Source organism: Cupriavidus sp. GA3-3, assembly GCF_000389805.1.
GTDB lineage: Bacteria > Pseudomonadota > Gammaproteobacteria > Burkholderiales > Burkholderiaceae > Cupriavidus > Cupriavidus necator_D.
In genome coordinates this window covers 1-26,507 of record NZ_KB944484.1, presented here as the reverse complement: position 1 = coordinate 26,507, position 26,507 = coordinate 1, and the positions used below count along the sequence as shown (strand labels likewise).

The following is a 26,507-nucleotide window of genomic DNA, read 5'->3' as shown; positions in this document are numbered from 1 at the left end:
GGGGCTGGGCCATGAGGGATTTCCCGGGGTAGGGCAATGCGGCGCTGCGCCATGCCTGGCAGGACTTGGCCCGCGCCGCGCGGGAATCACGCCGGGCGGGGTGCTGGCCTAGACTGCGTTGGCATCCCTCGCGCACCGCACTCCCGCGGGCACCACAGAAGGGAGCCAGGACAGGAGACACACCGATGCAACACCGTTCCGCACGGCTGCGCGCAGCCGTGGCCGCCATGCTGCTGGCGGCCATCCCGGCGGCAGTCTGCGCCGCCGATCCCGCCTCCGCCGAGCCCTATCCGTCGCGCCCGCTCACCATCGTGGTGCCGTCGGTGGCGGGCAATGTGAACGACGCCGTGGCGCGGCTGATCGGGCAGGAACTGACCAGGAGCTGGGGCCAGCCGGTCATCGTCGACAACAAGCCTGGCGCGGGCACCACCACGGGTACCAAGTACGTTGCCCGCGCAGCAAAGGACGGTTACACCGCGCTGTTGACCTTCACTGCGCACGTGCAGAACCCGTCGCTGTACCGGGGTATCGGCTATGACCCGATCGCGGACTTCACGCCGGTCAGCGAGGTGGCGATCTCGTCCACCATCCTGGCGGTGTCGCCGGACTTCCCGGCGCGCACGCTGCCGGAGGTGGTGGCGCTGCTCAAGGCCAATCCCGGCAAGTATCCGTACGGGTCGTATGGCGCGGGGACGACCGGCCATATCCTGGGAGAGTTGCTCAAGCGCGAGGCCGGGCTGCAGATGGAACACGTCGCCTACAAGGGCGGCGCGCCGCTGGCCACCGACCTGGCGGCCGGCCATGTGAAGCTGGGCTTTATTGCCGTGGGCACGGCCATGCCGCTGCTGCAGGGCGGCAAGCTGGCGCCGGTGGCGATCGCTGGCGCGGAGCGTTCGGCGCTGCTGCCCAAGGTGCCGACCTTCCGGGAGGCCGGCTACAAGGGCTTCGAGCCCGATGCGTGGATGGGCCTGCTGTTCCCCGCCGGCGTGCCGAAAGCACGGGTCGATGCCCTGTCGCGCGAGGTCGCGCGCATCGTGCGCCTGCCGGAAATCGCGAAGAAGATGCAGGACCTGAATCTGGTGCCGGTCGGCAGCACGCCGGAAGCCTTCGCCACGGTGATGAAGAACGACCGCGACAAATGGAGCCGCATCATCAGCGATGTCGGCATCACGCTCGAATGACAGGAGTCCCGATGCAAGAGACCGATTACCTGGGGCTGGTCTGCTCCCGCTGGTGCCACTGGAGCGAGCTGGAACTGCAACGCCTGCCGCGCCAGCCGCTGGCGCCGGGCCAGGTGCGCATCCGTGTGCGCCATGCCGGCGTGGGCTTTGCGCTGAGCCTGTTTGTGTCCGGCAAGTACCAGCGCAAGCCGCCGCTGCCGTTCATCCCCGGCACCGAGGCCGCGGGCGAAATCATCGAGGTGGCGCCTGATGTCACGCGGCTGCGCCCGGGCCAGCGCGTGGCCGCGGCGCTGGACTGGGGCGGCTTCGCCGAGGAAGCGGTGGCCATGGCCGACACGGTCTATCCGGTGCCTGACGGGCTGGAGCTGGCCCAGGCGGCGGCGCTGCCCATCACCTATGGCACGGTCTGGGCGGCGCTGGCCTGGCGCGCCGCGCTGCAGCCGGGCGAAACCATGCTGGTCCATGGCGCCAGCGGCGCGCTGGGCACGGCCGCGGTACAGGTGGGCCGGTTGATGGGCGCGCGCGTGATCGCCACCGCCAGCACCGAGGCCAAGCGCGAGGCGGCGCTGCGCAACGGCGCCGCGCATGCGCTGCCGTCCGACGCGGCCACGCTGGCGGCAGCGGTCAAGGCGCTGTGCCCCGCGGGCGGGGCCGACGTGGTGTTCGATCCGGTCGGCGGCGATCTCTTCGACGCCTCGCTGCGCTGCGCGGCGCCGGGCGCGCGGCTGCTGTCGATCGGCTATGCCAGCGGGCGCATCCCGGAGGTGCCGGCCAACCTGCTGCTGGTGAAGAACCTGACCCTGATCGGCTTCAACTACGGCTACTACATCGGCTGGGGCCTGACCGACGAGCGCCGGCGCTTTGCGCAGCCGGTGCAGGCGATGGTGGCCGAGATCATGCAGGCGGCAGCCAGCGGCAAGCTGGCGCCGCCCGTGCTGCAGCACTTCCCACTGAGCGATTGGCTCAGCGCCGTCGACACCACGATGTCGCGCCGCGCCATCGGCAAGATCATGCTGGATATCTGAACGGAGGGCACGACATGCACCATGCACAAGCGGCAACGGACGATGCCATGTTCGACGGCCTGACCGTGCTCGACCTGAGCCAGGGCATCGCCGGCCCGTACTGCGGCCTGATCCTGCGCCAGCAGGGCGCGCGCGTGGTCAAGGTGGAGCCGCCGGGAGGCGACTGGTCGCGGCAGATGGGACGCATCCGCGCCGGCCAGACCGCGATCGCGGTCGCCTGCAACGCGGGCAAGGAGAGCGTGCTGCTGGACGCGCGCAGCGACAGCGGCCGGGCCGCCATCGCCAGGCTGGCGCAGCAGGCCGACGTGGTGATCCAGAACTTCCGCCCCGGCGTGGCCGAGCGCATGGGCGTCGGCTACGAGGCGCTGGCCGCGCGCAACCCGGCGCTGGTCTATGTCTCGATCTCTGGCTACGGCCATGCCGGCCCGATGGCGAACATGCCAGCGGTGGACACCACCATGCAGGCCTTCAGCGGCCTGATGCACCTGAACCGCGACAGCGCCGGCCAGCCGCGCCGCATCGCCTTCTACATGGTCGACCTGAGCACCGGGCTCTATGCGGCCCAGCATGCGTCGGCAGCGCTGTACAAGGCCGCGCGCAACGGCCGCGGCCGGCACGTGCGGCTGTCGCTGCTGGAGACCAGTGCCGCGCTGCAGTCCTACCTGATGGTGGATGACGCCATGTTCCCCGATGCGGAACTGGCCGTGGCCAATGCGCCCACCGGGCTGTTCGATGCGGCCGATGGCCGGCTGTACCTGAGCATGCTCAACGACGCCATGTTCGTGCGGCTGGCAACGCTGCTGGGTTTCGACGACTGGCTGGCCGATATCACGCTGCACACCAGCGCCGGCCGTCTGCCGCGCGCGGCGGAGCTGGGCCGGCGCGTGGCGCAGGCGATTGCAGCACAGCCGCTGTCGCATTGGGAGGCGCTGCTGACCGAGCACGATGTGCTGTTCGCGCGCGTGGGCCATGCACGGGACCTGCCGCAGAGCGCGCAATGCGCGCAGGCGGGCGTGTTCGGCCGGCTGCCGCTGGCTGGGATCGGCGAAGTGCCGTGGGCCAACCTGCCAGGCATGGCAGGATCGGAACGGCCGGCAGGGAATGCGCCGGCGCTGGGCCAGCATACCGAAGCGGTGCTGGCGGAGTTCGGCATCGGCACCTGAAAGCGGCGCCGGAAAAGAAAAACGGACGGTGCGCAATGCGTACCGTCCGTGTTCCGTTGTGCGTTGGTAGGCTCGATTGGACTCGAACCAACGACCCCCACCATGTCAAGGTGGTGCTCTAACCAGCTGAGCTACGAGCCTAGCGAAGGCGCGAATTATAGAGACGCCTTTTTGATTGCGCAAGCATCCTCGCCAACTTTTTGTGTGGATGCTTGCGCTTGTGCCGTGCGCGGCGCGTCAGGCGCCGGTGATGCGGTCGCGCAGTTCGCGCTTGAGCACCTTGCCGATGGCGCTGCGCGGCAGGCTCTCCACCTCATGGATCGCGGCCAGCCGCTGGGTCTTGCCCAGGTGCTGGTTGGCCCAGGCCAGCACGTCCTGTGCCGTGGCGCCGCCGCCGGCGCGCAGCGCGACGAAGGCCACCGGGGTCTCGCCCCAGCGCTCCGACGGCACGCCCACCACCGACACATCGGCCACCGCCGGGTGTTCGCGCACCACCGCCTCGAGATCGCTCGGGTAGATGTTGAAGCCGCCCGAGATGATCATGTCCTTCTTGCGGTCCATCAGCACCAGGAAGCCGTCTTCGTCAAAGCGGCCGATGTCGCCGGTGCGGATAAAGCGCTGGCCCTGCGCGTCGTGCCACTCGGTCTCGGCGGTCTTTTCCGGCTGGTTGTGGTAGCCGTTCATCATCGCCGCCGAGCGGCCCACCACTTCCCCGGTGCTGCCGGGCGGCAGTTCGCGGCCCTCGTCGTCGATGATGCGCACGTCGGCACCGGTGGCGGGGCGCCCCACGGTATGCAGCTTATCGGGGAACTGGTCGGCGAACAGCAGGCAGCCGCCGCCGCCTTCGGTCATGCCGTACAGCTCGGTCAGCGCGCCCGGCCAGCGCCGCAGCACTTCGGCCTTCAGGGCGGGGCTGAACGGCGCGCTGGTGCAGAACTTCTGCTGGAAGGACGACAGGTCATGGCGGTCGAACTCCGGATGCGCCAGCAGCCGCTGGTACTGCACCGGCACCAGCATGGTGTGCGTGGCGCGATGCTGCTGCGCCAGCGCCAGGTACTGGCCCGCATCGAACTTGGCCATCAGGATCGCCGTGCCGCCCAGACCGATGGTCGGGAAGAAGCTGGCCAGCGTGGTGTTGGAATACAGCGGCGTCGACAGCAGCGTGATCGCATGCGTGCCGTAGCCGGTGGCGGCGCCGCGCGACACATGGGCCCAGCGCATGCCGTGCGACTGCACGATGCCCTTGGGGGTGCCGGTGGTGCCCGAGGAATAGATGATGTTGAGCGGCATCTCCGGGCGGATCCCGGGCTCGGTCACCGGTGTGCCGGCGGGTGCCAGCCAGGCCTGGTACGGCTGGCCTGCGTCGCTGCCGTCCAGCGTGACGATGGGCGTGGCGGCCAGCTGGTCGCGCACGGGCTGCAGCACGTCGGCCACGGTGGCATCCGTGAACAGGATGCGCGCTGCCGCGTCGGCAACCATGCCGGCCAGGCCGTCCGGCGTGGATGACGGTGCCAGCGGCGCCACGACCACGCCTGCGCGCACCGCGCCCAGGTACACCGCGGCGTATTCGATCGAGGACGACGCGCAGATGGCGATGGCCTCGCCGGGGCGCACGCCGTCGCGGGCCAGCGCCGCGGCAATGCGGTCCATGGCGGCATCGAGGCCGGCATAGTCGAGCACGCGCTCGCCATGCATCAGGGCGCGCTGCGTGGGGCGCTGCGTGGCGTGCTCGCGCACGAGCACGGACATGGTGGTAAAGGGGCGTTGGAGCGGGGTCGGTTGGGTCATGTTCGGCAAGGGAATGCGGACGCCGGCCTGGCGGCGCCCGATGAGCAATGATGGATCGAAGCAGTCTTACTGGATCTGTGCGCCGGAGTCCTTCACCACCTTGCTCCAGCGGTTGATCTCGGCGTCGATATGGGTGCGCAGCGCGGCGGGCGTCGAGCCCACCGGCTCATAGCCGTTGGCGGCCAGCGTCGCCTTCAGTTCGGGCTGGCGCAGCACCGTGGCAATCTCGGTGCTGAGCCGGTCGATCACGGGCTGCGGCGTGCCGGCCGGTGCCAGCATCGCGTACCAGCCGGTGATGCTGATGCCCGGCACGCCGGCCTCGGCCAGCGTCGGCACCTCGGGCGCGACCGCGGCGCGCTGGCTGCCGGTGACGGCCAGTGCGCGCAGCTTGCCGCTCTTCACATGCGGCAGGGTGGTGGAGATGCTGTCGAAGGTCAGCTGGACCTCGCCCGACAGCATTGCCGTCACCACTTGTGCGCTGCCTTTGTACGGAACGTGGGTCATCTTGATACCCGCGACGGAATCGAACAATTCGCCCGCCAGGTGGCCGGTATTGCCGTTGCCGGCCGAGGCGAAGGTCAGCTTGCCGGGCGCGGCCTTGGCCTCGGCAATCAGCTCCTTCACGTTGGTGGCCTGCAGCGAGGGGCTCCCGGCCAGGATCATCGGCAGGCTGGCCACCAGCGAGACGGGCGCGAAGTCCTTGCGCGTGTCATAGGGCAGCTTCGGGTACAGGCTGGCATTGATGGCATGGGCGGCCAGCACCATGATCAGGGTGTAGCCGTCGGGCTTGGCCCGCGCCAGCGCCTGGCTGGCGATGGTGCCGCCGGCGCCGGGCCGGTAGTCCAGCACCACGGGCTGGCCCAGGCGCTCCTGCAGCCTGGCTGCGACCGGGCGGGCCAGCAGGTCGGCGCTGCCGCCCGGCGGGTAGGGGATCAGCAGCTGGACCGGGCGCGATGGCCAGGTCTCGGCGCTGGCGCCGGACGGCAAGGCGGTTGCGGCCGCGGTGGCCAGCATGCCGGCCAGCCATGCGCGGCGGCCCCAGGCGCGGCGCCGGGATGCGATCAGGGATGCCATCAGCTTGTCTCCTCGTTATGCCGGCCGCGGGCGCAGCCGTTGTCCCTTGTCGCCAGGTCGGGCTGGGATGTTGGTGTTACAAACGGTAAAGGTGTAAGCGCGCCAGCGGAATTCTTAAATCGATAAGTCTGGCTTTTTGCAAGCGAAGCGATAGGCGGCACCGGTGCGAATGGCTGTGTCCGGCGGTCGGCTACAGCAATAATCTTTGCGAATGAGGAGATTTTGCCAGCCGGCTGTGTTCAGAGGCTTGAATCTTTGCAATCAGGGAGATTTCTTGATTTCCTCGCCTGGACACACTAAAGTCTTTGCAATCAAGGAGATTTTTGTGCCAGTGACCCTCACCGAACCCGGCGATATCGGCGCCTTCGTGCGCGCTGCCCGCAAGGCGCAAGGCCTGCGCCAGGACGATGCCGCAGGCGCCATCGGCGTCAGCGAGAACTTCATGGTGCGCGTAGAGAACGGGGCCGAAGGCATCCAGTGGGGCAAGCTGTTCCAGGTGCTGGAAGGGCTTGGCCTGCGCGTGGTGGTGGATATGCCGGAGGCAGCGGCCCCGCTGGTAGCGCCTGAACTCGCCAAGCTCAGGCAACGCCAGGCGCGCAGCCGCAACCGGCGCGCAGCGGTCAAGGGAGGCGACCAGCATGGCTGAGCGCGTACTGGTCGCCAGCATCAACGGAGCGCCGGTCGGCGAGCTGCATGAAGCCAGCGATGCCTGGTCATTCCGCTATGACGCGGAGTGGCTGGGCAACCCGCACGCCTTCGCCCTGAGCCCGGCGCTGCCGCTGCAGCGGGAGGCGCTCGCCGATGGCAGCACGCTGCGGCCGGTGCAGTGGTACTTCGACAACCTGCTGCCCGAGGACGGCCAGCGTGCGCTGCTGGCACGCGATGCCAGCATCCGCAACGAGGCCGATGCCTTTGCCCTGCTGGCCCACTATGGGGCGGAATCGGCGGGCTCGCTGACGCTGCTGCCGCCCGGCCGCGGGCCCGCCACCGCGCCGGCCCTGCGCGCCTTGAGCGATGCCGCGCTCGACGCCCGCATCCACAGCCTGCCCAGCGTGCCGCTTACGCATGGCGCGGTCAAGCGCATGTCGCTGGCCGGTGCCCAGCACAAGCTGGCGGTGGTGCTGCGGGACGGCGCGCTGTTCGAGCCCGGCGCGGATACGCCGTCCACGCATATCCTGAAGCCGACCCACCAGATGCAGGAGATCTATCCGCATTCGGTCATCAACGAGTGGTTCGTGATGTCGCTGGCCGCGCGGCTGAAGCTGGAGGTGCCGCCCGTGCACCGGCGCTATGTGCCGTCGCCGGTCTACCTGATCGACCGTTTCGATCGCCATCTCACGCAGCAAGGGCAGTGGCAGCGGCTGCATGCGATCGATGCCTGCCAGCTGCTGAACCTGCCGCGCACCTTCAAATACGACCAGGGCAGCGTCGAGCGGCTGGCGCAACTGGCAACGCTGTGCCGCGCCCCGGCGGTGGCGCGGGCACGGTTGTTCGACTGGCTGGTGTTCAACATCCTGGTGGGCAATTCGGACGCGCACCTGAAGAACCTGAGCTTCCTGGTGTCCGATGCCGGCATTGCGCTGGCGCCGTTCTACGATTTGCTCAGCGAGGCGGCTTACGCCACCCGCACCTATGACAAGACCGGCTGGCCGCAGGCGCACCGCTTTGCCTGGCCGGTGCTGGGGGTGGAGTTCTACAGCGATTTCTCGCGCGCGCTGGTGCTGGAGGCAGGGCGCGCGCTGGGCCTGACCGGCGTGACCGCCGAGCGGCGGCTGGACGCCATGCTGCGCGGCATCGGGCCGGCCGCGCAGGCGCTCTATGAGCAGGCCGAGCAACAGAACGCGGCCATGGCGCGGGAGCGCCCGGTGCTCACCGGCGGGTTTGCCGGCGAACTGGCCTGCCTGCGCGTGATCCGTTTCACCATCATCGCCGACATGGTCAGGGCGCTTGCCGCAGCCTGAGTCTGGCTAATGACTGGTGGGATGCGGCTGGCTGAAGAAGTAGGGCACCAGCGCGGCGGCAATCAGCAGGCCCGCGGACAGGAAGATCGCCGCATAGGTGGAAGGCAGCGGCCAGCCGCGCACATGGCCGGCATTGGCGATCAGCCCGTAGCCCCATGACGTCAGCGCCGATCCCAGGAACACAAAGGTGTTGAGCAGCCCCAGCCCGCGCCCGCGCCGCGACGGCGTGATCAGCCCGCGGCCCTGCGCCATCACCAGCGGGTGCAGCATGCCGATGGTCGACAGCAGCGCCATCATCGCCACGCCGTAGCCGATGCCGCTGTCCGGCCATAGCGCCAGCAGGAACGAGCCCGACATGGCAAAGCACGACCAGCCGGCGATGGCGGTCTTGAGCGTGTTGCGGCGGACCAGCACCGGCAGCAGGAAGGCGGTCAGGAAGCCGGCCAGGCTCAGCAGCGCCAGCGCCACTCCGCGCGGCGCCGAGCCCAGCCCGAACACGTCGGCCAGGTAGGGGCCGCTCCAGGCATTGCGGAAGGCGGTGCCGGCGGACATCGCCACGCACAGCGGAATCAGCGTCCACAGCGGCGCCAGCTTCAGCAGCTGCAGGCTTTCCGACAGCATCGCCGGCCACGACGCGCTGCGGGCCTCGGCATGGCCCTGGTCGCGCACGAAGCGCCACACACCATAGCAGGCCGCGACCATGCCCAGCGCCGATACCGCCATCGACGGGCGCCATCCGATCAGCGAGATGGCCCAGCCCAGCGGCGCCGTGGCACACAGCGCGCCGATCATGCCCATGGCATTGGAGCGGCTGACCACGCGGGTGTAGTCGCGCTCGGACAGCTGGTCGGAGGCGAAATGCAGCAGGCCCATGAAGACCGGCGCGCATGCCAGCCCCAGCCCTACCTGCGCCAGCGTGGCCGCCGCGCCGTTTGGCGCCAGCACGAACAGGATCGACGACACCGCGCCCACCGCCAGCAGCAGCGCGGTCGGCCGGCCCACGCCGTAGCGGTCGAAGGCAATGCCCACCGGGATCTGCGTCACGGCAAAGGCCAGGAAGAATGACGAAGACAGCGCGCCAAAGCCCGCCGGCGACAGCCCGAAATCATGCTGCAGTTCGGGCGCCATCACCGCCAGGCAGGAGCGGAAGAACTGGCTGAGCGCAAAGGCGAACGTCAGCAGGGCGATACCGCGCGCGGCGTGCGTTGCCGGGGCATGGGCGGGCAGGGCGTCGGGCGATGCGGGGAGGCGGGTGTTGCTGGGGGTCACGGCTTCAACAGCGGCCTGCTCGGGCCGCGTAGTCTCGGTACTGCGCGATCTCGGCCGCTACCAGCGGGCGCAGGGTTTGCCACTGCACCGGCTGCGGAGCGAACACGCTGTTGTTGTTATCGGAGGAAATGCACAGGCGCACCTGCGCGACGTGGCCGGCGGCATCGGTGCGTACGTGCAGGATGCGGGTCGACCGCGGTGGCTGCCAGGTGATGGGCGGCAGGAAGTAGGTCCTGCCGCTGCCCCGCTCGGACGGGTCGGTGACAAGACCGAACGTGGTGCCTAGCAGTGAGTGTAGAGCGTGCGCGGTCAGCATGGTCGGCGCGTGGCCGGTGTTCGCCCAGCTTGCATGGCAGGCGAGCCGGCCTGCCTGTCCACTCAGCCCGGCAGGGCGTCGTAGGTCAGCAGGAATACCTGCTCATCCCCCGCACTGACCGGCAGCCAGACGATTTCCAGTTCAGGGAACGCGGCTTCCACGTTGGCGTGCTCGTTGCCGATCTCTACCACCAGCACGCCGCCCGGATTCAGGTGCGCCTTGGCGCCGGCGATGATCCGGCGCACCACGTCCATGCCGTCGTCGCCGCCGGCCAGGGCGATGCGCGGCTCGGCCAGGTATTCCGGCGGCAGCGCCTGCATCGAGCCTTCGTTGACGTAGGGCGGGTTGGTCAGGATCACGTCGTAGGTGGCGCCGTGCGGCAGCGGCGCGTACAGGTCGCCTTCATACAGCCGGATGCGGTCGTCCATCTTGTAGTCGGCCACGTTGCGGCGCGCCACGGCGAGTGCGTCGGGCGAGATGTCGACGGCGTCGATCTTCGCGTTCGGCCACACGTGCGCGGCCACGATCGGCAGGCAGCCGGAACCGGTGCACAGCTCCAGCACCGGGCCGATGCTGTCGGCCTCGCCGACCCAGGGCTCCAGCCCGTCCTGCAGCAGTTCGCCGATAAAGCTGCGCGGCACGATCACGCGTGAATCGACGTAGAAGCGCAGGCCGTGCATGAAGGCCTCGTGCGTGATGTAGGCGGCCGGCACGCGCTCATTGACGCGGCGGTCGATGACCTTGAGCACGGCATCGACTTCCTCGGGCAGCAGGCGCGCGTCCAGGAAGGGATCGAGCGTGTCGAGCGGCAGGTTCAGCGTATGCAGCACCAGGTAGGCGGCTTCGTCATAGGCATTGGCGCTGCCGTGGCCAAAGGACAGGCGCGCGGCGGTAAAGCGCGAGACTGCGAGACGCAGCAGGTCGCGCACGGTGCGCAGGGGAGAGGGCGTTGCCATGTATGGGTGTCTTTCGGCGAAAAAAATCAGGCGACGAGACGTTCCAGCACGCCGCGGTAGACGTTCTTCAGCGGCTCGATGAAGCGTACTTCAACGTGCTCGTCGATCTTGTGGATGCTGGCGTTGGGCGGGCCGAACTCGATCACCTGCGGGCAGATTTTGGCGATGAAACGCCCGTCAGAAGTGCCGCCGGTGGTCGACAGCTCGGTCTTGACGCCGGTCTCGGCCTCGATCGCCGACGACAGCGCGTCGGACAGCTCGCCGCGCGGGGTCAGGAAGGGCTCGCCGCCCAGGGTCCAGTCCAGCGCGTATTCGAGCTGGTGGCGGTCCAGGATCGCATGCACGCGCGCCTTCAGGCCTTCGGGCGTGCTGGCGGTCGAGAAGCGGAAGTTGAAGTCGATGGTGACGTGGCCCGGGATCACGTTGGTGGCGCCGGTGCCGCCGTGGATGTTCGACATCTGCCAGCTGGTCGGCGGGAAGTACTCGTTGCCCTGGTCCCAGACCTCGGCGGCCAGCTCGGCCAGCGCCGGCGCGGCTTCATGGATCGGGTTGCGGCCCAGGTGCGGGTAGGCGATATGGCACTGAATGCCCTTGACCGTGAGCTTGCCCGAGAGCGAGCCGCGGCGGCCGTTCTTGACCATGTCGCCGAGCGTGTCGACCGAGGTCGGCTCGCCGATCACGCAGTAGTCCAGGCGCTCGCCGCGTGCGGACAGGGCCTCGACCACCTTGATGGTGCCGTCGTGCGCCGGGCCTTCCTCGTCGCTGGTGATCAGGAAGGCGATCGAGCCGGCATGCGCAGGATGCGCCTTGACGAACTCTTCCACCGCCACCATGAAGCCGGCGATGGAGGTCTTCATGTCGGCGGCGCCGCGGCCGTACAGCTTGCCGTCGCGGTGCGTCGGCGCGAACGGGTCCGAATGCCACTGCTCCAGCGGGCCGGTCGGCACCACGTCGGTATGGCCGGCAAAGACCAGCAGCTTGCCGTCCTTGCCCTGCGTGCCGCGCCTGACCGCCCACAGGTTGGTCACGCGGAAATCGTCGGGGCCGCTGACGAGCGCTTCGCAGTCGAAGCCGAGCGCCTTCAGGCGGGTTTCCAGGATGGCCTGGCAGCCTTCGTCGGCGGGCGTGACGGAGCGGCGGCGGATCAGGTCTTCGGTGAGGGCGAGGGTGGCGGTCATCGGACTACGGAAATGGAAATCAGAACTGGCCGGCGTACTGGTCGGCGGAGAAGCCGACCATCACCTTGCCATCGTGGGCCAGCACCGGGCGCTTGATCAGCGACGGGCTTTGCTGCATCAAGGCGATCGCGCCGGCTTCCTGCTCGGCGCGGGCCTTGTCGGCGTCCGACAGCGTGCGCCAGGTGGTGCCCTTGCGGTTGAGCAGCGTGGCCAGCGGCACATGCTTCAGCCAGCCGCGCAGCATGGCTTCATCCACGCCCTGCTTCTTGAAGTCGTGGAAGGTGTAGGCCACGCCGTTGGCATCCAGCCAGGTGCGGGCTTTCTTGACGGTATCGCAGTTGGGTATGCCGTAGAGCAGGACGGTCATGGCTAGTCTTGATGGATTGGATTCAGCGGAACAGCAGGTTCAGCGCGATCACCAGGCCGCCCAGGCCCAGCGCCACGCCGCCCATGGCCACCGCGGTCATCAGGCGCAGGCGGCGGTCCAGCCGGGCGGCTTCCTTGCGCAGCGCGTCGATGGTGATGGCATGTTGCTCGGCCAGCAGCTTGACGGCCTCGGCCTGCTGCACGGCAGCGGCTTCCAGCTCGGCGATGCGGGCGGCGGGATCGCGCGTGTCGGCCACCGCGCCTTCCGGCGTGCCGTCCTTGCGCTTGTTCTTCTTCAGTTTCTCGATGGTCTTGTTGGCCTGCTCGAGAATGGTGGGCAGCAGGGAGAGCACGGTACTGACGGTGGTGGGATCCAGGGCCATGAGTCGCTTGCGGAGGGAAGGCATGTTCAGCCTGGCCAGGCGGGGTGACAACGGAAATACTGCCCCGGGGCCGGGCCCCGGGACGGGGCGGCGCAGCCGTTGCGGGCTGCGCCAGGCGTGCTCAGTCGCCGCGCAGCAGGTCGTTCAGGCTGGTCTTGGCGCGGGTCTGCGCGTCGACCTTCTTCACGATCACGGCGCAGTACAGGCTGTACTTGCCATCCTTGGACGGCAGGTTGCCCGCCACCACCACCGAGCCGGCCGGCACGCGGCCATAGTGGATCTCGCCGGTTTCGCGATCGTAGATCTTGGTCGACTGGCCCAGGTACACGCCCATCGAGATCACCGAGTTCTCTTCCACGATCACGCCTTCAACCACTTCCGAGCGCGCGCCGATAAAGCAGTTGTCTTCGATGATCACCGGGTTGGCCTGCAGCGGCTCCAGCACGCCGCCGATGCCCACGCCGCCCGACAGGTGGACGTTCTTGCCGATCTGTGCGCACGAACCGACCGTGGCCCAGGTGTCGACCATGGTGCCTTCGTCGACGTAGGCGCCGATATTGACGTACGACGGCATCAGCACCGCGTTCTTGGCGATGAACGAGCCGCGGCGGGCCACGGCCGGCGGCACCACGCGGAAGCCGGCCTTGGCGAAGTCGTCTGCGCTCCAGTTGGCGAACTTGGTCGGCACCTTGTCGTAGAACTGGGCAAAGCCGCCGGCGCTCATCGGCGCGTTGTCTTCCAGGCGGAACGACAGCAGCACGGCCTTCTTGATCCACTGGTTGACGATCCAGTCCTTGCCTTGCTTCTCGGCCACGCGCAGCGCGCCGGAATCCAGCTGGCTGATGACGTTGGCGACGGCCTCGCGGATGTCGTTGGGGGCGGACTTGGGCGACAGGCTGGTGCGGTCTTCCCAGGCCTGGTCGATCAGGGCTTGCAGAGCTTGCGTCATGTTCGTTTTCTCAGGTGTTGAATGTTGATGTTCGGCCAATTGTGTTCTCCCTCTCCCCTCAGCGGGAGAGGGTCGGGGAGAGGGGGGTCTAGCAAGGCACCACGCTGGTAGAACCGCCTGCCCTCTCCCCCGGCCCCTCTCCCGCAAGCGGGAGAGGGGAGCAAACCAGTGGTCAAGGCCAAAGCCTCAGGCCAGCGATTTGCAGAATTCCACGATCCGGCGCGCACCTTCCAGGCATTCCTCCGGCGTCGCCACCAGCGCCATGCGCACGCGGTTTGCCCCCGGGTTAATGCCGTCGGCTTCGCGCGCCAGGTAGCTGCCGGGCAGCACGGTCACGTTCTGCTCGGCCAGCAGGCGCGCGGCGAATTCGGTATCGGTGAGGCCGGTGCGCGAGACATCGGCCCACAGATAGAAGCCTGCATCGGGCAGCGCCACGTCCAGCACCTCAGCCAGCATCGGCGTGACTTCGCTGAACTTGCGCACGTAGGCGGCGCGGTTCTCGCGCACATGCGATTCATCGTTCCAGGCGGCGATGCTGGCGCTCTGCACCGCCGGGTTCATGGCGCCGCCGTGGTAGGTACGGTATAGCAGGAATTTCTTCAGCAGCGCGGCGTCGCCGGCGACGAAGCCCGAGCGCAGGCCCGGCACGTTGGAGCGCTTGGACAGGCTCGAGAACATCACCAGCCGGTCAAGGCCGCGGCCCAGCTTGTGCGCGGCTTCCAGCGCACCCAGCGGGGCGCGGCCCTCGTCGAAATAGATCTCCGAGTAGCACTCGTCCGAGGCGATCACAAAGCCGTAGCGGTCCGACAGCGCAAACAGCTGCTTCCAGTCTTCCAGCGACAGCACCGCGCCGGTCGGGTTGCCGGGCGTGCACACAAATAGCAGTTGCACCTTCTGCCAGACCTCGTCGGCGATGCGGTCGAAGGCCGGGGCGAAGTTGCGCGCCGGGTCGCTGTTGGCGAACACCGGGGTGGCGCCGGCCAGCAGCGCCGCGCCTTCGTAGATCTGGTAGAACGGGTTGGGGCACAGCACCAGCGCGCCCGCGCGGGTGCCGTCGACCACGGTCTGGGCAAAGGCGAACAGCGCCTCGCGCGAGCCGGTCACCGGCAGCACTTCGGTGGTGGCGTTGACCTTGGGCAGGCCGTAGCGGCGTTCCAGCCAGCTGGCGATGCACTGCCGTAGTGCATCGGAACCTGCCGTTGTGGGATAATTCGCCAGCCCCGCGAGCGACTCTGCCAGCGCTTGCTTGATGAATTCAGGCGTCGGATGCTTGGGCTCACCGATGCCAAAGCTGATGGCCGGCTTGTCGGCAGGCTTTACCTGCGCAAAGAGCACCCGCAGTTTCTCGAACGGGTAGGGCTGGAGCAGGTCGAGGCGCGGATTCACAGTGTCAGTCGGGGCCGGTTAAAACGACGCATTATAGAGGAACGGCGCGGGTTTCCGTGCGCCGGCCCGGCCCGCGCGGCCGGCCACGAGCACGGATGGCGGGCATCACGCCCTGGTGATGCCGCCGGCGCCGTCCGGACCCTGCCTGCCTGTCACCGGTCGGCGGCCCGGCTCGCCTCGCTTTGATCCCCTTTATGAGCACAAATACTGTTGCGGCGCAGCATGCGCCGGCCGACCGCCATGCGGTCAAGGCATCGCTTTCCATCCTGATCGGCGCCTCGGTCTGGGGCATCGCCTGGTTCCCGTACCGCGTGCTGGCGGGCTGGGGTCTGGGCGGCATGCACGCCGCGGCGCTGGTGAGCTCGGTCGCGGCGGTGCTGTCGCTGCTGGTCTTCCGCCGGCACCTGGCCGGCCTGCGCCCGCACTTGCTGTTTGTCGCGATCGGGCTGGCGGCGGGCGTGACCAACGCCGGCTTCGTCTGGGGCAGCGTCAACGGCCATGTGATGCGCGTGCTGCTGCTGTTCTACCTGACCCCGGTCTGGACCGCGCTGTTTGCCCGGCTGTTCCTGGGCGAGCGGCTGTCGGCGGCGGGGCTGTCGCTGGTGGCGCTGGCCCTGTTCGGCGCCGGGCTGATGCTGTGGACGCCCGAGGTCGGCGTGCCGCTGCCGGGCTCCGCCGCCGAATGGTCGGGCCTGATCGGCGGCATGGGCTTTGCCGTCAACAATGTGCTGTCGCGCCGCGCCGGCCAGCGCTTCCCGGACATGGACGCACGCGTGCGCACGGTGGTGGTCTATCTGGGCTGCACGGTGGTGGGCGTGCCGGCCGCGCTGCTGCTCGATGGCCCGTCGGTGGCCATCGTCGCGGGCGCGCAGGTCAGCGTGGGCATGCTGGTGCTGGGCCTGGCGGCGGTGCTGGTGGTCAGCAACTCGGTGGTGCAATACGGGCTGCAGCGGCTGCCGGCCAACCGCGTGTCGCTGCTGATGCTGTTCGAAATCGTGATCGCAGCGCTGTCCTCGTGGTGGTTGGCGACCGAGGTGCTGAGCTGGAAGGAAGCGGCCGGCGGCCTGTGCATCATCGCCGCCGGCGCTTTGTCGGGACTGGTGCACCGGAGCCGCGCGCCGGCGCCGGCCGCAGCGGGCGCCGAGGCAGCGGCATGTCACTGACTGAGCCGGCGGGTGCTTCAGTGCAGCATGACCCGCGACACCATTGCCACCAGTGGCGTCCGTACCGCGCGCTCGACGCCGCGGTGCAAGTGCAGCGGCCGCAGCAGCATCTTCACGGTCATTTCGATGGGGATGTTGCGCCGGATCACCCCGGACACGCGCGCATTGAGCGCGCGCACCTCGGCTTCTGACACCGCTTCCACACCGCGCTCCATGCGCAGCACATTGCGCAGCGCGATCGCGGCGTCCTCGTTCTTGATCTCCAGCAGCCGGCGCGCCAGCGCACCCAGCACGCGCAGCCGGCCCAGCCGCTCGGATGCCGCAAAGCGGTTGAAGTACTGGTAGAAGTGCTTGTAGTGCCGCACCTCGTCGTTGGAGATGCGCCGCGTCAGGTCGCGCAGCACCGGTTCGTCGCTGGCCTGTTCCAGCGCGCGGTAGTAGGCGGCGGTGCCGGTTTCCACCACGCAGCGGGCCGCCATTTCCAGGCCCTCGGTCGGCTCGAACTGGTCGATCGAGCAGGTCTTGCTGTACTCGTCGAAGAAGCGTGCATAGCCGCGCTCCCAGTTGAATTCCGGCCAGACATGCTCGACATAGCGCCGCAGCGCCAGCCCGTGCTGCAGTTCCTCGGCTTCCCAGTGCTCGGCAAGCCAGTCGGCCGCGTCGGGCACACGGGCGTAATAGGTGGCAAGGTTGCCTGCATAGGTGTCGGATCCGCTCTCGATGAACGAGGCCGACACCAACAGGTAGAAGAGATCGCGGTCGCCGCGTACGCGTTCCACGTCGATCGCCTGGTAGTTGATGTCGCTGACAGACCACGGCCGGGCGGCCGTTGACGGTTCACTCATGCTCTGTCCTCCTGGTTGGCCAAAGGCTGCGACGGGCGTTCATGGGCGTTTGGCTCGGAGCGCATCCGGAGTCACGCCGACAGATCAGAGACTAGCATTTACCCTAATTAGTTTCCCGGCGATTGGCCGGCAACGCTGGCTGACAGCGCCCACGGCGCCTGCCAAAGTGCTTGCGGAAACGCTTGTAAGGGGCGGAATAGCAAGGGAAATCGGCCATGGGATATGACGCCGGGGCGACTGCCAAACGGGCCGGCGAAGGCATCTGCGATGGTATGATTAGCCCCAATTCTCGGGCCCGAGGGGTATTTTGAGGTGCTGGCGTCACGCCGCGCCGGCTCCCGCGCAGCCCGGCTTTCTGAACAGTGCAATAGCCCCGATACCAGGCCGACCCGGTTCCGATACCGGAGTGGCCGATACCACACGAGAAACCGTGCGACTATCCTCGATCAAGCTGGCGGGCTTCAAGTCATTTGTCGATCCCACCAATTTTCAAGTGCCCGGCCAACTGGTCGGCATCGTAGGTCCCAACGGCTGCGGCAAATCGAACATCATCGATGCGGTGCGCTGGGTGCTGGGTGAGTCACGTGCGTCAGAGCTGCGTGGCGAATCCATGCAGGACGTCATCTTCAACGGCTCCACCGCGCGCAAGCAGGCCGGCCGGGCGAGTGTCGAACTGGTGTTCGACAATGCCGAGGGCCGCGCCGCCGGCCAGTGGAGCCAGTACGCCGAAGTCGCGGTCAAGCGCGTGCTGACCCGCGACGGCACTTCGTCCTACTACATCAACAACCAGCCGGTGCGCCGGCGCGACATCCAGGACATCTTCCTGGGCACGGGCCTGGGCCCGCGCGCCTACGCCATCATCGGGCAGGGCATGATCTCGCGCATCATCGAGGCCAAGCCCGATGACATGCGCATCTTCCTGGAAGAAGCCGCGGGCGTGTCCAAGTACAAGGAACGCCGCCGCGAAACCGAAAACCGCCTGTCCGACACGCGCGAGAACCTGACCCGCGTGGAGGACATCCTGCGCGAACTCGGCAGCAACCTCGAAAAACTGGAAGGCCAGGCCGAGGTGGCGCAACGCTTCAAGACGCTGCATGCCGACGGCGAAGAAAAGCAGCACCTGCTGTGGCTGCTGCGCAAGCGCGAGGCCCAGCAAGAGCAGGAACGCCACCAGCGCGCCATCGAGCAGGCCCAGATCGACCTGGAAGCGCAGACCGCGCAGCTGCGCCATGTCGAAGCCGAGCTCGAAACCATGCGCGCCGCGCATTACGCGGCGTCCGATGGCATGCACGCCGCGCAGGGCGCGCTGTATGAGGCCAACGCCGAAGTTAGCAAGCTCGAAGCCGAGATCCGCTACGTGGTGGAATCGCGCAATCGCGTGCAGGCCCAGATCGCCGCGCTGACCGGGCAGCGCGAGCAGTGGCAGGGCAAGGCCGAACAGGCCACCGACGAGCTGGCGCAGGCCGAAGAAAACCTGGCCGTGGCCGAAGGCCGCACGGTCGAGGCGCAGGAAGCCGTCGCCCACAAGAACGACGAACTGCCGACGCTGGAAGGGCAATGGCGCGACGCCCAGCAACTGCTCAACGAGCAGCGCGCCGGCATCATGCAGGCCGAGCAGGCCCTGAAGCTCGAAGCCGCGCAGCAGCGCAGCGCCGACCAGATGCTGCAGCAGCTGGAACAGCGCCGCGAACGCCTGTCGGCGGAAGAAAAGGGCCTGGACCGTCCCGACGAGACCCGCCTGGAGCAGGCCCGCGCCGAGCTGGCCGAGCAGGAAGCGCTGGTCGAGGAAGCCCAGGCCGTGCTGGCCGACGCCGAAGAGAGCGTGCCGCGCCTGGACGAAGCGCGCCGCGCCGCGCAGGCGCGCGTGCACAGCGAAGCCTCCGCAATCGCCACGCTGGAGGCGCGCCTGTCGGCGCTGCGCCAGCTGCAGGAGAACGTGCAGACCGACGGCAAGGTGCAGCCGTGGCTGGCCAGGCATGAGCTGGCCGAGCTGCCCCGCCTGTGGAAGAAGGTCCATATCGAGCCGGGCTGGGAAAACGCGCTCGAATCCGTGCTGCGCGAGAAGCTGGCCGCGCTGGAAGTGTCGAACCTGGACTGGGTCAAGGCCTTCCTGTCCGACGCGCCGCCGGCCAAGCTGGCGTTTTACTCGCCGCCGGCCGCCGCCCGTCCGCTGGAAACGCCTGCCGGCCTGCGCCCGCTGATGTCGCTGGTCCAGATCACTGAGCCGGGCATCCGCGCCGTGATGCAGGACTGGCTGGCCGATATCTATGTCGCCACCGACATGGCGCAGGCGCTGGCCGCACGCAACACGCTGCCTGACGGCGCGTCGTTCGTCGTGGCCGAGGGCCACCTGGTGGGCCGCAACGCCATCCAGATCTACGCCGCCGATTCCGAGCAGGCCGGCATGCTGGCGCGCGAGCAGGAGATCGAAAATCTGCAGAAGCAGGCGCGCGCGCAGCTGCTGCTGTCCGACGAAGCCAAGACCCAGGCGGTGCGTGCCGAAGCGGCCTACACCCAGGCCAGCCAGGGGCTCGGCGATGCCCGCGCGCGCGCCGAGCAGGCTACCCGCCGCGTGCACGCGTTGCAGATGGACGTGCTCAAGCTGTCGCAGGCGATGGAGCGCTACTCCGCCCGCAGCGGCCAGATCCGCGAGGAGCTGGACGAAATCCACGCGCAGATCGAGGAACAACGCGCCATCCGGGCCGAATCCGAAGCCAGCTTCGAGCAGCATGACGCCGCGCTGGCAGAGATGCAGGCCACTCACGAAGACCAGCAAATGGCCTTCGAGGCGCTGGACAGCAAGCTCTCGGGCGCGCGCCACCAGCTGCGTGATTTCGAGCGCGCCGCACAGGAAGCCCTCTTTGCCGAGCGCAACCTGGCCAGCCGCATCGACGAGCTGCGCCGCAATATCCAGGTGGCCGCCGACCAGGCCGAACGCATCGCCGAATCGCTGGAAAACGCCCGCGCCGAGCTGGAGACCATCAACGAGCAGACCGCGCATACCGGCCTGCAGGAAGCGCTGGAGCGCCGCGCCGAGAAGGAAGAAAAGCTCACCATCGCGCGCACCGAACTCGATGCGCTGTCGGCGCAATTGCGCCAGCACGACGAGCAGCGCCTGGCCGCCGAGCGCAGCCTGCAGCCGCTGCGCGACCGCATCACCGAGCTGCAGCTCAAGGAACAGGCCGCGCGCCTGAACCAGGAGCAGTTCAGCGAGCAGCTGACCGCGGCCGAAGTGGACGAGGCCGCGCTGGCCGACAAGCTGACCGGCGATCTGAAGCCGTCATACCTGCAGGGCGAAGTCACGCGCATCAACAACGCCATCAACGCGCTGGGCCCGGTCAACATGGCCGCGCTCGATGAACTGGCGGCGGCGCGCGAACGCAAGACCTTCCTCGATGCGCAGTCGGCCGACCTGAACGACGCCATCAATACGCTGGAAGACGCGATCGCCAAAATCGACCAGGAAACCCGCGCGCTGCTGCAGGGCACCTTCGACCAGGTCAACCATCATTTCGGCGAGCTGTTCCCGTCGCTGTTCGGCGGCGGCCAGGCGCGCCTGATCATGACCGGCGAGGAAATCCTCGACGCCGGCGTGCAGGTGATGGCGCAGCCCCCGGGCAAGAAGAACTCGACCATCCACCTGCTGTCGGGCGGCGAGAAGGCGCTGACCGCGATTGCGCTGGTGTTTGCCATGTTCCAGCTCAACCCGGCACCGTTCTGCCTGCTGGACGAGGTGGACGCGCCGCTGGACGACGCCAACACCGAACGCTACGCCAATATGGTGGCGCGCATGTCGGACAAGACTCAATTCGTTTTCATCTCACATAACAAGATTGCCATGGAAATGGCTCATCAACTCATTGGCGTGACCATGCAGGAGCAGGGCGTTTCGCGTATCGTGGCCGTGGATATGGACGCGGCGGTTTCGATGGCGGAGGCAGCATGAAACTGAACATGGACCTGCAGACCGCGCTGATCGTCGCGGGCCTGGTTTTCGTGGTACTGGTGTTCGGCTACAACCAGTGGCAGATCCGCAAGGCGCGCCGCCCGCGCGAGCTCAGCCCCGAAGACGACCTGCCGCCGATGCGCGAGCCGGTGGTCGGGCAGGGTACCGCGCCGGAAACCGCCGCGCGCCTGCACGAAGCCGCTGCCGAACAGGCACCGCGGCGTGAGCCGACGCTATCTCCGGCGCAGGCCACGGCCGGTGCCGCGGTGGCGACGGACAGCAACCATGCGGCTGCCGCCGCTGCGGCCGCCGCAAGCACCGCGGACGCCGACGAAGTCGTCGCCGAGGAAGTGTCCGTCGCGACCGCCGCGACGCATGCCGAGGCCGCCGAGGACGAGGCTGAAGCCAAAGCCGAGGCCACTCCGGCCCCGGTTCCCGCACCTGCACCCGCCCCAGCTCCGGTGGCCGCCGTGCCCGATGGCCAGCCCACGCCTGCCTTGATCGATCCGCTGATCGACTGCATCGTGCCCCTGCACCTTGAGCGCAAGGCCTCCGGTGACCGCATCCTGCCGCTGACCGGCCGGCTGCGCCGCGCCGGCACCAAGCAGGTCCATATCGAGGGCCTGCGCACCGAAGCCAATGCATGGGAGCCGGTCACCGCCGGCCACCAGTACGAAGACCTGCAGGTCGGCGTGCAGCTGGCCAACCGCGGCGGCCCGCTCAACGCGCTGGAATTTTCGGAGTTCATCACCGCGGTGGAGTCGCTGGCCGAGTCGCTCGACGCTTCGGCCGACCTGCCGGACATGAGCGAGACCGTCGCCAATGCGCGCGAGCTCGACGGCTTTGCCGCCGGCTGCGACGTGCAGCTGGGCGTCAACGTGATCTCGGATGGCGCGCCGTGGTCGGCGGCGTACGTGCAGAACGTTGCCACGCAGGACGGGCTGGTGCTGTCGCGCGACGGCACGCGTTTTATCCGCTACCAGGCCAATGCCGAGGGCGTGCAGCGTCCGCTGTTCACGCTGCAGTTCGGCGACACCAACTTCCTGCGCGACGACCTGACCGTCAAGGCCGGCCGCCAGATCACGCTGCTGCTCGACGTGCCGGTGGCCGACCAGGCCGCCAAGCCGTTCAAGACCGTGTGCGAATACGGTCACACGCTGGCCCAGCGCATGGGCGCGCAGCTGGTCGACGACAATATGCGGCCGCTGACCGAGGCCTCGTTCGTCGCGATCTTCAGCCAGCTTGAAACGCTGTACAACAAGCTGGAAGCGCGCGGCATGCCGGCCGGTTCGTTGGTGGCGCAGCGCCTGTTCAGTATCTAGCCGGAGCCTGCCATGACCGCAACACACCGCGGCGCGCAGGCAGATGCCTCCGCGCCCGCCGGCCCCTTGCCGCCCGAAGCCGCCGCCAAGCGCGTGGCCTGGCTGCGCGACGAGCTGGATCGCCACAACTACCAGTACTACGTGCTGGACGCGCCTACCATTCCCGACGCCGAGTACGACGCGCTGTTCAGCGAGCTGCAGGCGCTGGAGCTGGAGCATCCCGAACTGCAGACGCCGGACTCGCCCACCCAGCGCGTGGGCGGCGAGCCGCTGTCGGCCTTCGATTCGGTGCGCCACCGCGTGCCGATGCTGTCGCTCAACAACGGCTTCGCCGACGACGACGTGCTGAACTTCGACCGCCGCTGCGCGCAGGGCCTGGGCCGCACCGCGCCCGCAGCCGGCGAGCAGGACCTGTTCAGCGCGGCCGATGCGGTCGAGTACGCCTGCGAGCTGAAGTTCGACGGCCTGGCCATGTCGCTGCGCTATGAGGACGGCAGGCTGGTGCAGGCCGCCACCCGCGGCGACGGCGAGACCGGCGAAGATGTCACGGTCAACGTGCGCACCATCAAGGCGATCCCGCTGAAGCTGCGCGGCCAGGCTCCCGCCGTGCTTGAAGTGCGGGGCGAAGTCTTCATGTACCGCGGCGACTTCGACAAGCTCAACGAACGCCAGGCCGAGGCCGGCGAGAAGACCTTCGTCAACCCGCGCAACGCCGCCGCGGGCAGCCTGCGCCAGCTCGATCCGCGCATCACCGCCAAGCGGCCGCTGTCGTTCTTCGCCTACGGCCTGGGCGAGCTGCAGGGCGTGGACCGTCCGCCCACCCACAGCGCCATGCTCGACGGCTTTGCCGCGCTGGGTCTGCCGGTGTGCAAGGACCGGGCGGTGGTGAAGGGCGCGCAGGGCCTGCTGGATTTCTACCGCGATATCGGCCAGCGCCGCGACGCGCTGCCGTATGACATCGACGGCGTGGTCTACAAGGTCAACGCACTGGCCGAACAGGAGCGCCTGGGCTTTGTCTCGCGCGCGCCGCGTTTTGCGCTGGCGCACAAGTTCCCGGCGCAGGAAATGACCACCATCGTCGAGGACATCGAAGTGCAGGTCGGCCGCACCGGCGCGATCACGCCGGTGGCGCGGCTCAAGCCGGTGTTTGTCGGCGGCGTCACGGTGACCAACGCCACGCTGCACAACGAGGACGAGATCCGCCGCAAGGACGTGCATATCGGCGACACCGTGATCGTGCGCCGCGCCGGCGACGTGATCCCGGAGGTGGTCGCCGTGGTGACCGAACGCCGCCCCGACGATGCGCGCGCGTTCGTGATGCCGACTGCCTGCCCGGTCTGCGGCTCGCATATCGAAAAGCTGGAAGACGAAGCCATCGCCCGCTGCACCGGCGGCCTGATCTGCGCCGCGCAGCGCAAGCAGGCGCTGCTGCACTTCGCGCAGCGGCGCGCCATGGATATCGAAGGCCTGGGCGACAAGCTGGTCGAGCAACTGGTCGACCAGGGCATCGTGCGCACGCCGGCGGATCTGTTCAAGCTGGGCGTGGCCAAGCTGGCCGCGCTGGAGCGCATGGCCGACAAGTCGGCGGCCAACCTGGTGGCGGCGATCGACGCGTCGCGCGAGACCACCATGAACCGCTTTATCTTCGCGCTGGGCATCCGCCATGTGGGCGAAGCCACCGCCAAGGACCTGGCCAGGCATTTCGGCAAGCTCGATGCGCTGATGGCAGCCGACGAAGCCGCGCTGCTGGAGGTGAACGACGTCGGCCCGGTGGTGGCGCAGTCGATCGCGCACTTCTTTGCCGAGCCGCACAACGTCGAGGTCATCGAACAACTGCGCGCCGCAGGCGTACACTGGACGGAAAGCGAGCCGGTGGCCAAGGCCCCGGCGCCACTGTCGGGCAAGACCTTCGTGCTGACCGGCACGCTGCCCACCATGTCGCGCGAGGACGCCAAGGAACTGCTGGAAGCCGCCGGCGCCAAGGTGGCGGGTTCGGTATCGAAGAAGACCGACTACGTGGTCGCGGGCGCCGAGGCAGGCAGCAAGCTCGACAAGGCCGAGGCGCTGGGCGTGCCGGTGCTGGACGAGGCCGGCATGCTGGCGCTGCTGGCAGAGGCCGGCGCCGCGCCGGCACAGGAATAACCGGGGAAACAACCATGATCCGCGAGATTCTCAAGATGGGCGATCCGCGCCTGCTGCAGGTGGCGCGGCCGGTGGAGCGCTTCAATACGCCGGAGCTGCGCACGCTGATCGAAGACATGTTCGACACCATGGACCACGCCAACGGCGCGGGCCTGGCCGCGCCGCAGATCGGCGTGGACCTGCAGGTGGTGATCTTCGGCTTCGACCGCAACCCGCGCTACCCGGACGCGCCGACCGTGCCCAAGACAGTGCTGATCAATCCGGTGCTGGAAATGGAGTCCGACGAGATGGAGGACGGCTGGGAGGGCTGCCTGTCCGTCCCCGGCCTGCGCGGCGTGGTGCCGCGCCACCTGCGGCTGAAGTACAGCGGCCATGACCTGATGGGCAACCGCATCGAGCGCGTGGCCGAGGGCTTCCATGCGCGTGTGGTGCAGCATGAGTGCGACCACCTGCAGGGGATCCTCTATCCGATGCGGATCAAGGACTTCAGGCAGTTTGGGTTTACGGAGGTGTTGTTTCCGGATCTGCCGCCGAATAACGACGATTGAAGAGCTGTGCGGCGCGGTATCGAACCCGCGCAAGGCGCAAAAAAACCGGTCCCCAGGACCGGTTTTTTTGTGTCGGCGAATTCCGGAATCAGAACTTCTCAAACTGCCCCAGGAACCGCCACTTGCCCGGCGGCAGGTCCCCCAGCACCACGCGTCCCATGCGCACGCGCTTGAGGCCGACCACCTGCAGCCCGACCTGCTCGCACATCCGACGGATCTGGCGCTTGCGGCCTTCGCGCAGCACGAAGCGCAGCTGCTCCTCGTTCTGCCAGCTCACCTTGGCCGGCTTGAGGGGAACGCCATCCAGCGACAGCCCGTGGCGCAGCAGCTCGAGATCATCGGCCGGGAATTCCGCGCTGATATTGCGCTCGACCACGCCCTGCGGCGAGTGCCAGATCACGCGCACCAGGTATTCCTTCTCGACGGTCGAATCCTCGCCGATCAGCGCGCGCGCGACGCGGCCGTCCTGCGTCAGCACCAGCAGGCCGGTTGAGTCGATATCAAGGCGGCCGGCGGGTGCCAGGCTCTTGCGTTGCCACGGGGCAAAGCGCTTGCGCGTGGGATCGCCTTCCCACTGGTTCTCGGGGGTGAACAGCACCGCGGCCGGCTCGTAGCCGTCTTCGGCCTGGCCGGAGACGTAGCCCACCGGCTTGTTCAGCAGCACCGTGACACGCTCGCCTTGTTCGGAGCGCGCTTCCTGCATGATCTCGATCACGGCGTCGGGGCGGATGCGGCTGCCCAGTTCGGTCACGGGCTTGCCGTTGACCAGCACCCAGCCGTGCGGGATCCATTCGTCGGCTTCGCGGCGCGAGCACAGGCCCAGTTCGGACATGCGCTTGGACAGGCGCACCAGGCCATCGTCGTGGCTGGACTCGGCGCGGGCGGGCTTTTCCTGGCGCGCGGCCGGTGCCTGCTGGCGTGCCGGGCCTGCGGTGCGGATGCGGTCGGCGGTGTCGCTGAAGCGGCGTGCCGGCGCGGTGCCTTCACGGCGGCGCTCGCCCGACGGCGCGGGGCGCGGGCGCTGCTCGTCATCGCCATAACGGCGCGGACGCGAGTCGGCGCCTTCGAAGCGGCGGGGACGGTTCTCGTCGTCGCCATAGCGGCGCGGGCGCGAGTCGGCGCCTTCGAAGCGGCGAGGGCGGTTCTCGTCATCGCCAACGCGGCGCGGACGCGATTCGGCGCCTTCGAAACGGCGGGGGCGGTTGTTGTCCTCGCCAGCACGGCGCGGCGGACGCGAATCACCGCCCTCGAAGCGGCGCGGCGGGCGCGCTTCGCCGCCTTCGAAATGGCGCGGACGAGCCTCGCCGCGATCGTCGCCAGTGCGGCGCGGGCGGTTGTCGTCGTCGCCAAAGCGGCGCGGCGGACGCGAATCGCCGCCCTCGAAACGGCGCGGACGTGCCTCGCCGCGATCGTCGCCAGTGCGGCGCGGGCGGTTGTCGTCGTCGCCAAAGCGGCGCGGCGGACGCGAATCGCCGCCCTCGAAACGGCGCGGACGTGCCTCGCCGCGATCGTCGCCAGTGCGGCGCGGGCGGTTGTCGTCGTCGCC

General features: G+C 68.5%; 22 protein-coding genes and 1 tRNA gene. 10 read left to right on the top strand and 13 right to left on the bottom strand.

Annotated elements, in window-relative coordinates; all coding sequences use genetic code 11:
• The first annotated feature begins 185 nt into the window (after window positions 1-185).
• Genes C265_RS20420 through C265_RS20410 form a run of 3 tightly spaced genes read left to right on the top strand, consistent with a single transcriptional unit; the run spans window position 186 to window position 3,369 of the window.
• Window positions 186-1,181 carry a tripartite tricarboxylate transporter substrate binding protein gene (locus C265_RS20420; RefSeq protein ID WP_010814192.1) on the top strand — a complete coding sequence of 332 codons (996 nt, stop codon included), beginning with the start codon at window positions 186-188 and terminating at the stop codon, window positions 1,179-1,181.
• Window positions 1,182-1,192: 11 nt separating this feature from the next.
• Complete coding sequence (locus C265_RS20415) at window positions 1,193-2,206, top strand: NADPH:quinone oxidoreductase family protein (protein WP_010814191.1); 1,014 nt, start codon at window positions 1,193-1,195, stop codon at window positions 2,204-2,206.
• Window positions 2,207-2,220: 14 nt separating this feature from the next.
• Window positions 2,221-3,369, top strand: coding sequence for a CaiB/BaiF CoA-transferase family protein (locus C265_RS20410; RefSeq protein WP_010814190.1), 1,149 nt, complete (start codon window positions 2,221-2,223; stop codon window positions 3,367-3,369).
• A 64-nt stretch (window positions 3,370-3,433) separates the two neighbouring features.
• On the opposite strand, the gene C265_RS20405 is transcribed toward C265_RS20410, so the two are convergent.
• From C265_RS20405 to C265_RS20395, 3 genes are all read right to left on the bottom strand, one after another.
• Window positions 3,434-3,510: transfer RNA gene (locus C265_RS20405), tRNA-Val, on the bottom strand.
• Between the two features lie 96 nt (window positions 3,511-3,606).
• The gene (locus C265_RS20400; RefSeq protein WP_037024903.1) at window positions 3,607-5,157 is read right to left on the bottom strand and encodes a class I adenylate-forming enzyme family protein; all 1,551 of its coding nucleotides are present in this window, start codon (window positions 5,155-5,157) and stop codon (window positions 3,607-3,609) included.
• A 66-nt stretch (window positions 5,158-5,223) separates the two neighbouring features.
• Window positions 5,224-6,231 carry a tripartite tricarboxylate transporter substrate binding protein gene (locus C265_RS20395; RefSeq protein ID WP_010814188.1) on the bottom strand — a complete coding sequence of 336 codons (1,008 nt, stop codon included), beginning with the start codon at window positions 6,229-6,231 and terminating at the stop codon, window positions 5,224-5,226.
• Window positions 6,232-6,556: 325 nt separating this feature from the next.
• Here C265_RS20395 and C265_RS20390 point away from each other — a divergent pair, with 325 nt between their 5' ends.
• Together C265_RS20390 and C265_RS20385 are read left to right on the top strand one after the other, a co-directional pair.
• Window positions 6,557-6,877, top strand: coding sequence for a helix-turn-helix domain-containing protein (locus C265_RS20390; RefSeq protein WP_037024885.1), 321 nt, complete (start codon window positions 6,557-6,559; stop codon window positions 6,875-6,877).
• Complete coding sequence (locus tag C265_RS20385; protein ID WP_010814186.1) at window positions 6,870-8,192, top strand: HipA domain-containing protein; 1,323 nt, start codon at window positions 6,870-6,872, stop codon at window positions 8,190-8,192. Before C265_RS20390 ends, C265_RS20385 begins: the two co-directional genes overlap by 8 nt.
• A 6-nt stretch (window positions 8,193-8,198) precedes the next feature.
• Here C265_RS20385 and C265_RS20380 read toward each other — a convergent pair whose 3' ends face one another.
• The 8 genes from C265_RS20380 to dapC form a co-directional block, all read right to left on the bottom strand.
• A complete protein-coding gene (locus C265_RS20380) occupies window positions 8,199-9,461 on the bottom strand; it encodes an MFS transporter (protein ID WP_010814185.1) in 1,263 nt (420 codons plus the stop codon).
• 4 nt (window positions 9,462-9,465) lie between these two features.
• Window positions 9,466-9,777, bottom strand: coding sequence for a hypothetical protein (locus C265_RS20375; protein WP_010814184.1), 312 nt, complete (start codon window positions 9,775-9,777; stop codon window positions 9,466-9,468).
• A 62-nt stretch (window positions 9,778-9,839) separates the two neighbouring features.
• Window positions 9,840-10,733: a 50S ribosomal protein L3 N(5)-glutamine methyltransferase gene (gene prmB, locus C265_RS20370; RefSeq protein ID WP_010814183.1), complete on the bottom strand. Its 894-nt coding sequence runs from the start codon at window positions 10,731-10,733 to the stop codon at window positions 9,840-9,842.
• Window positions 10,734-10,759: 26 nt separating this feature from the next.
• Window positions 10,760-11,911, bottom strand: coding sequence for a succinyl-diaminopimelate desuccinylase (gene dapE, locus C265_RS20365; RefSeq protein WP_010814182.1), 1,152 nt, complete (start codon window positions 11,909-11,911; stop codon window positions 10,760-10,762).
• 19 nt (window positions 11,912-11,930) lie between these two features.
• Window positions 11,931-12,278, bottom strand: a complete 348-nt coding sequence (locus C265_RS20360) for an ArsC family reductase (RefSeq protein ID WP_010814181.1) — start codon at window positions 12,276-12,278, stop codon at window positions 11,931-11,933.
• A 22-nt stretch (window positions 12,279-12,300) separates the two neighbouring features.
• Entirely contained in the window at window positions 12,301-12,684 is a 384-nt protein-coding gene (locus tag C265_RS20355) for a hypothetical protein (RefSeq protein ID WP_011615476.1), read from the bottom strand.
• Between the two features lie 97 nt (window positions 12,685-12,781).
• Window positions 12,782-13,609 carry a 2,3,4,5-tetrahydropyridine-2,6-dicarboxylate N-succinyltransferase gene (gene dapD, locus C265_RS20350; protein WP_010814179.1) on the bottom strand — a complete coding sequence of 276 codons (828 nt, stop codon included), beginning with the start codon at window positions 13,607-13,609 and terminating at the stop codon, window positions 12,782-12,784.
• A 186-nt stretch (window positions 13,610-13,795) separates the two neighbouring features.
• A complete protein-coding gene (dapC, locus tag C265_RS20345; protein WP_010814178.1) occupies window positions 13,796-14,995 on the bottom strand; it encodes a succinyldiaminopimelate transaminase in 1,200 nt (399 codons plus the stop codon).
• A 194-nt stretch (window positions 14,996-15,189) separates the two neighbouring features.
• Here dapC and C265_RS20340 point away from each other — a divergent pair, with 194 nt between their 5' ends.
• The gene (locus C265_RS20340; RefSeq protein ID WP_010814177.1) at window positions 15,190-16,158 is read left to right on the top strand and encodes a DMT family transporter; all 969 of its coding nucleotides are present in this window, start codon (window positions 15,190-15,192) and stop codon (window positions 16,156-16,158) included.
• Between the two features lie 17 nt (window positions 16,159-16,175).
• On the opposite strand, the gene C265_RS20335 is transcribed toward C265_RS20340, so the two are convergent.
• The gene (locus tag C265_RS20335; protein WP_010814176.1) at window positions 16,176-17,003 is read right to left on the bottom strand and encodes a ferritin-like domain-containing protein; all 828 of its coding nucleotides are present in this window, start codon (window positions 17,001-17,003) and stop codon (window positions 16,176-16,178) included.
• 430 nt (window positions 17,004-17,433) lie between these two features.
• Between C265_RS20335 and smc the strand changes: the two genes are divergently transcribed.
• The 4 genes from smc to def are packed head-to-tail and all read left to right on the top strand — an operon-like array spanning window position 17,434 to window position 24,961.
• Entirely contained in the window at window positions 17,434-20,949 is a 3,516-nt protein-coding gene (gene smc, locus C265_RS20330; RefSeq protein WP_010814175.1) for a chromosome segregation protein SMC, read from the top strand.
• A complete protein-coding gene (locus C265_RS20325; RefSeq protein ID WP_037024882.1) occupies window positions 20,946-22,271 on the top strand; it encodes a cell division protein ZipA C-terminal FtsZ-binding domain-containing protein in 1,326 nt (441 codons plus the stop codon). Before smc ends, C265_RS20325 begins: the two co-directional genes overlap by 4 nt.
• 12 nt (window positions 22,272-22,283) lie before the next feature.
• Complete coding sequence (gene ligA, locus C265_RS20320; RefSeq protein WP_010814173.1) at window positions 22,284-24,413, top strand: NAD-dependent DNA ligase LigA; 2,130 nt, start codon at window positions 22,284-22,286, stop codon at window positions 24,411-24,413.
• 14 nt (window positions 24,414-24,427) lie between these two features.
• Window positions 24,428-24,961 (top strand): peptide deformylase, encoded by a 534-nt coding sequence (gene def, locus C265_RS20315; RefSeq protein ID WP_010814172.1) that lies wholly within the window; start codon window positions 24,428-24,430, stop codon window positions 24,959-24,961.
• An 88-nt stretch (window positions 24,962-25,049) separates the two neighbouring features.
• Here def and C265_RS20310 read toward each other — a convergent pair.
• The coding region (locus C265_RS20310) for a pseudouridine synthase (RefSeq protein ID WP_010814171.1) at window positions 25,050-26,507 on the bottom strand (1,458 nt) is incomplete at its 5' end.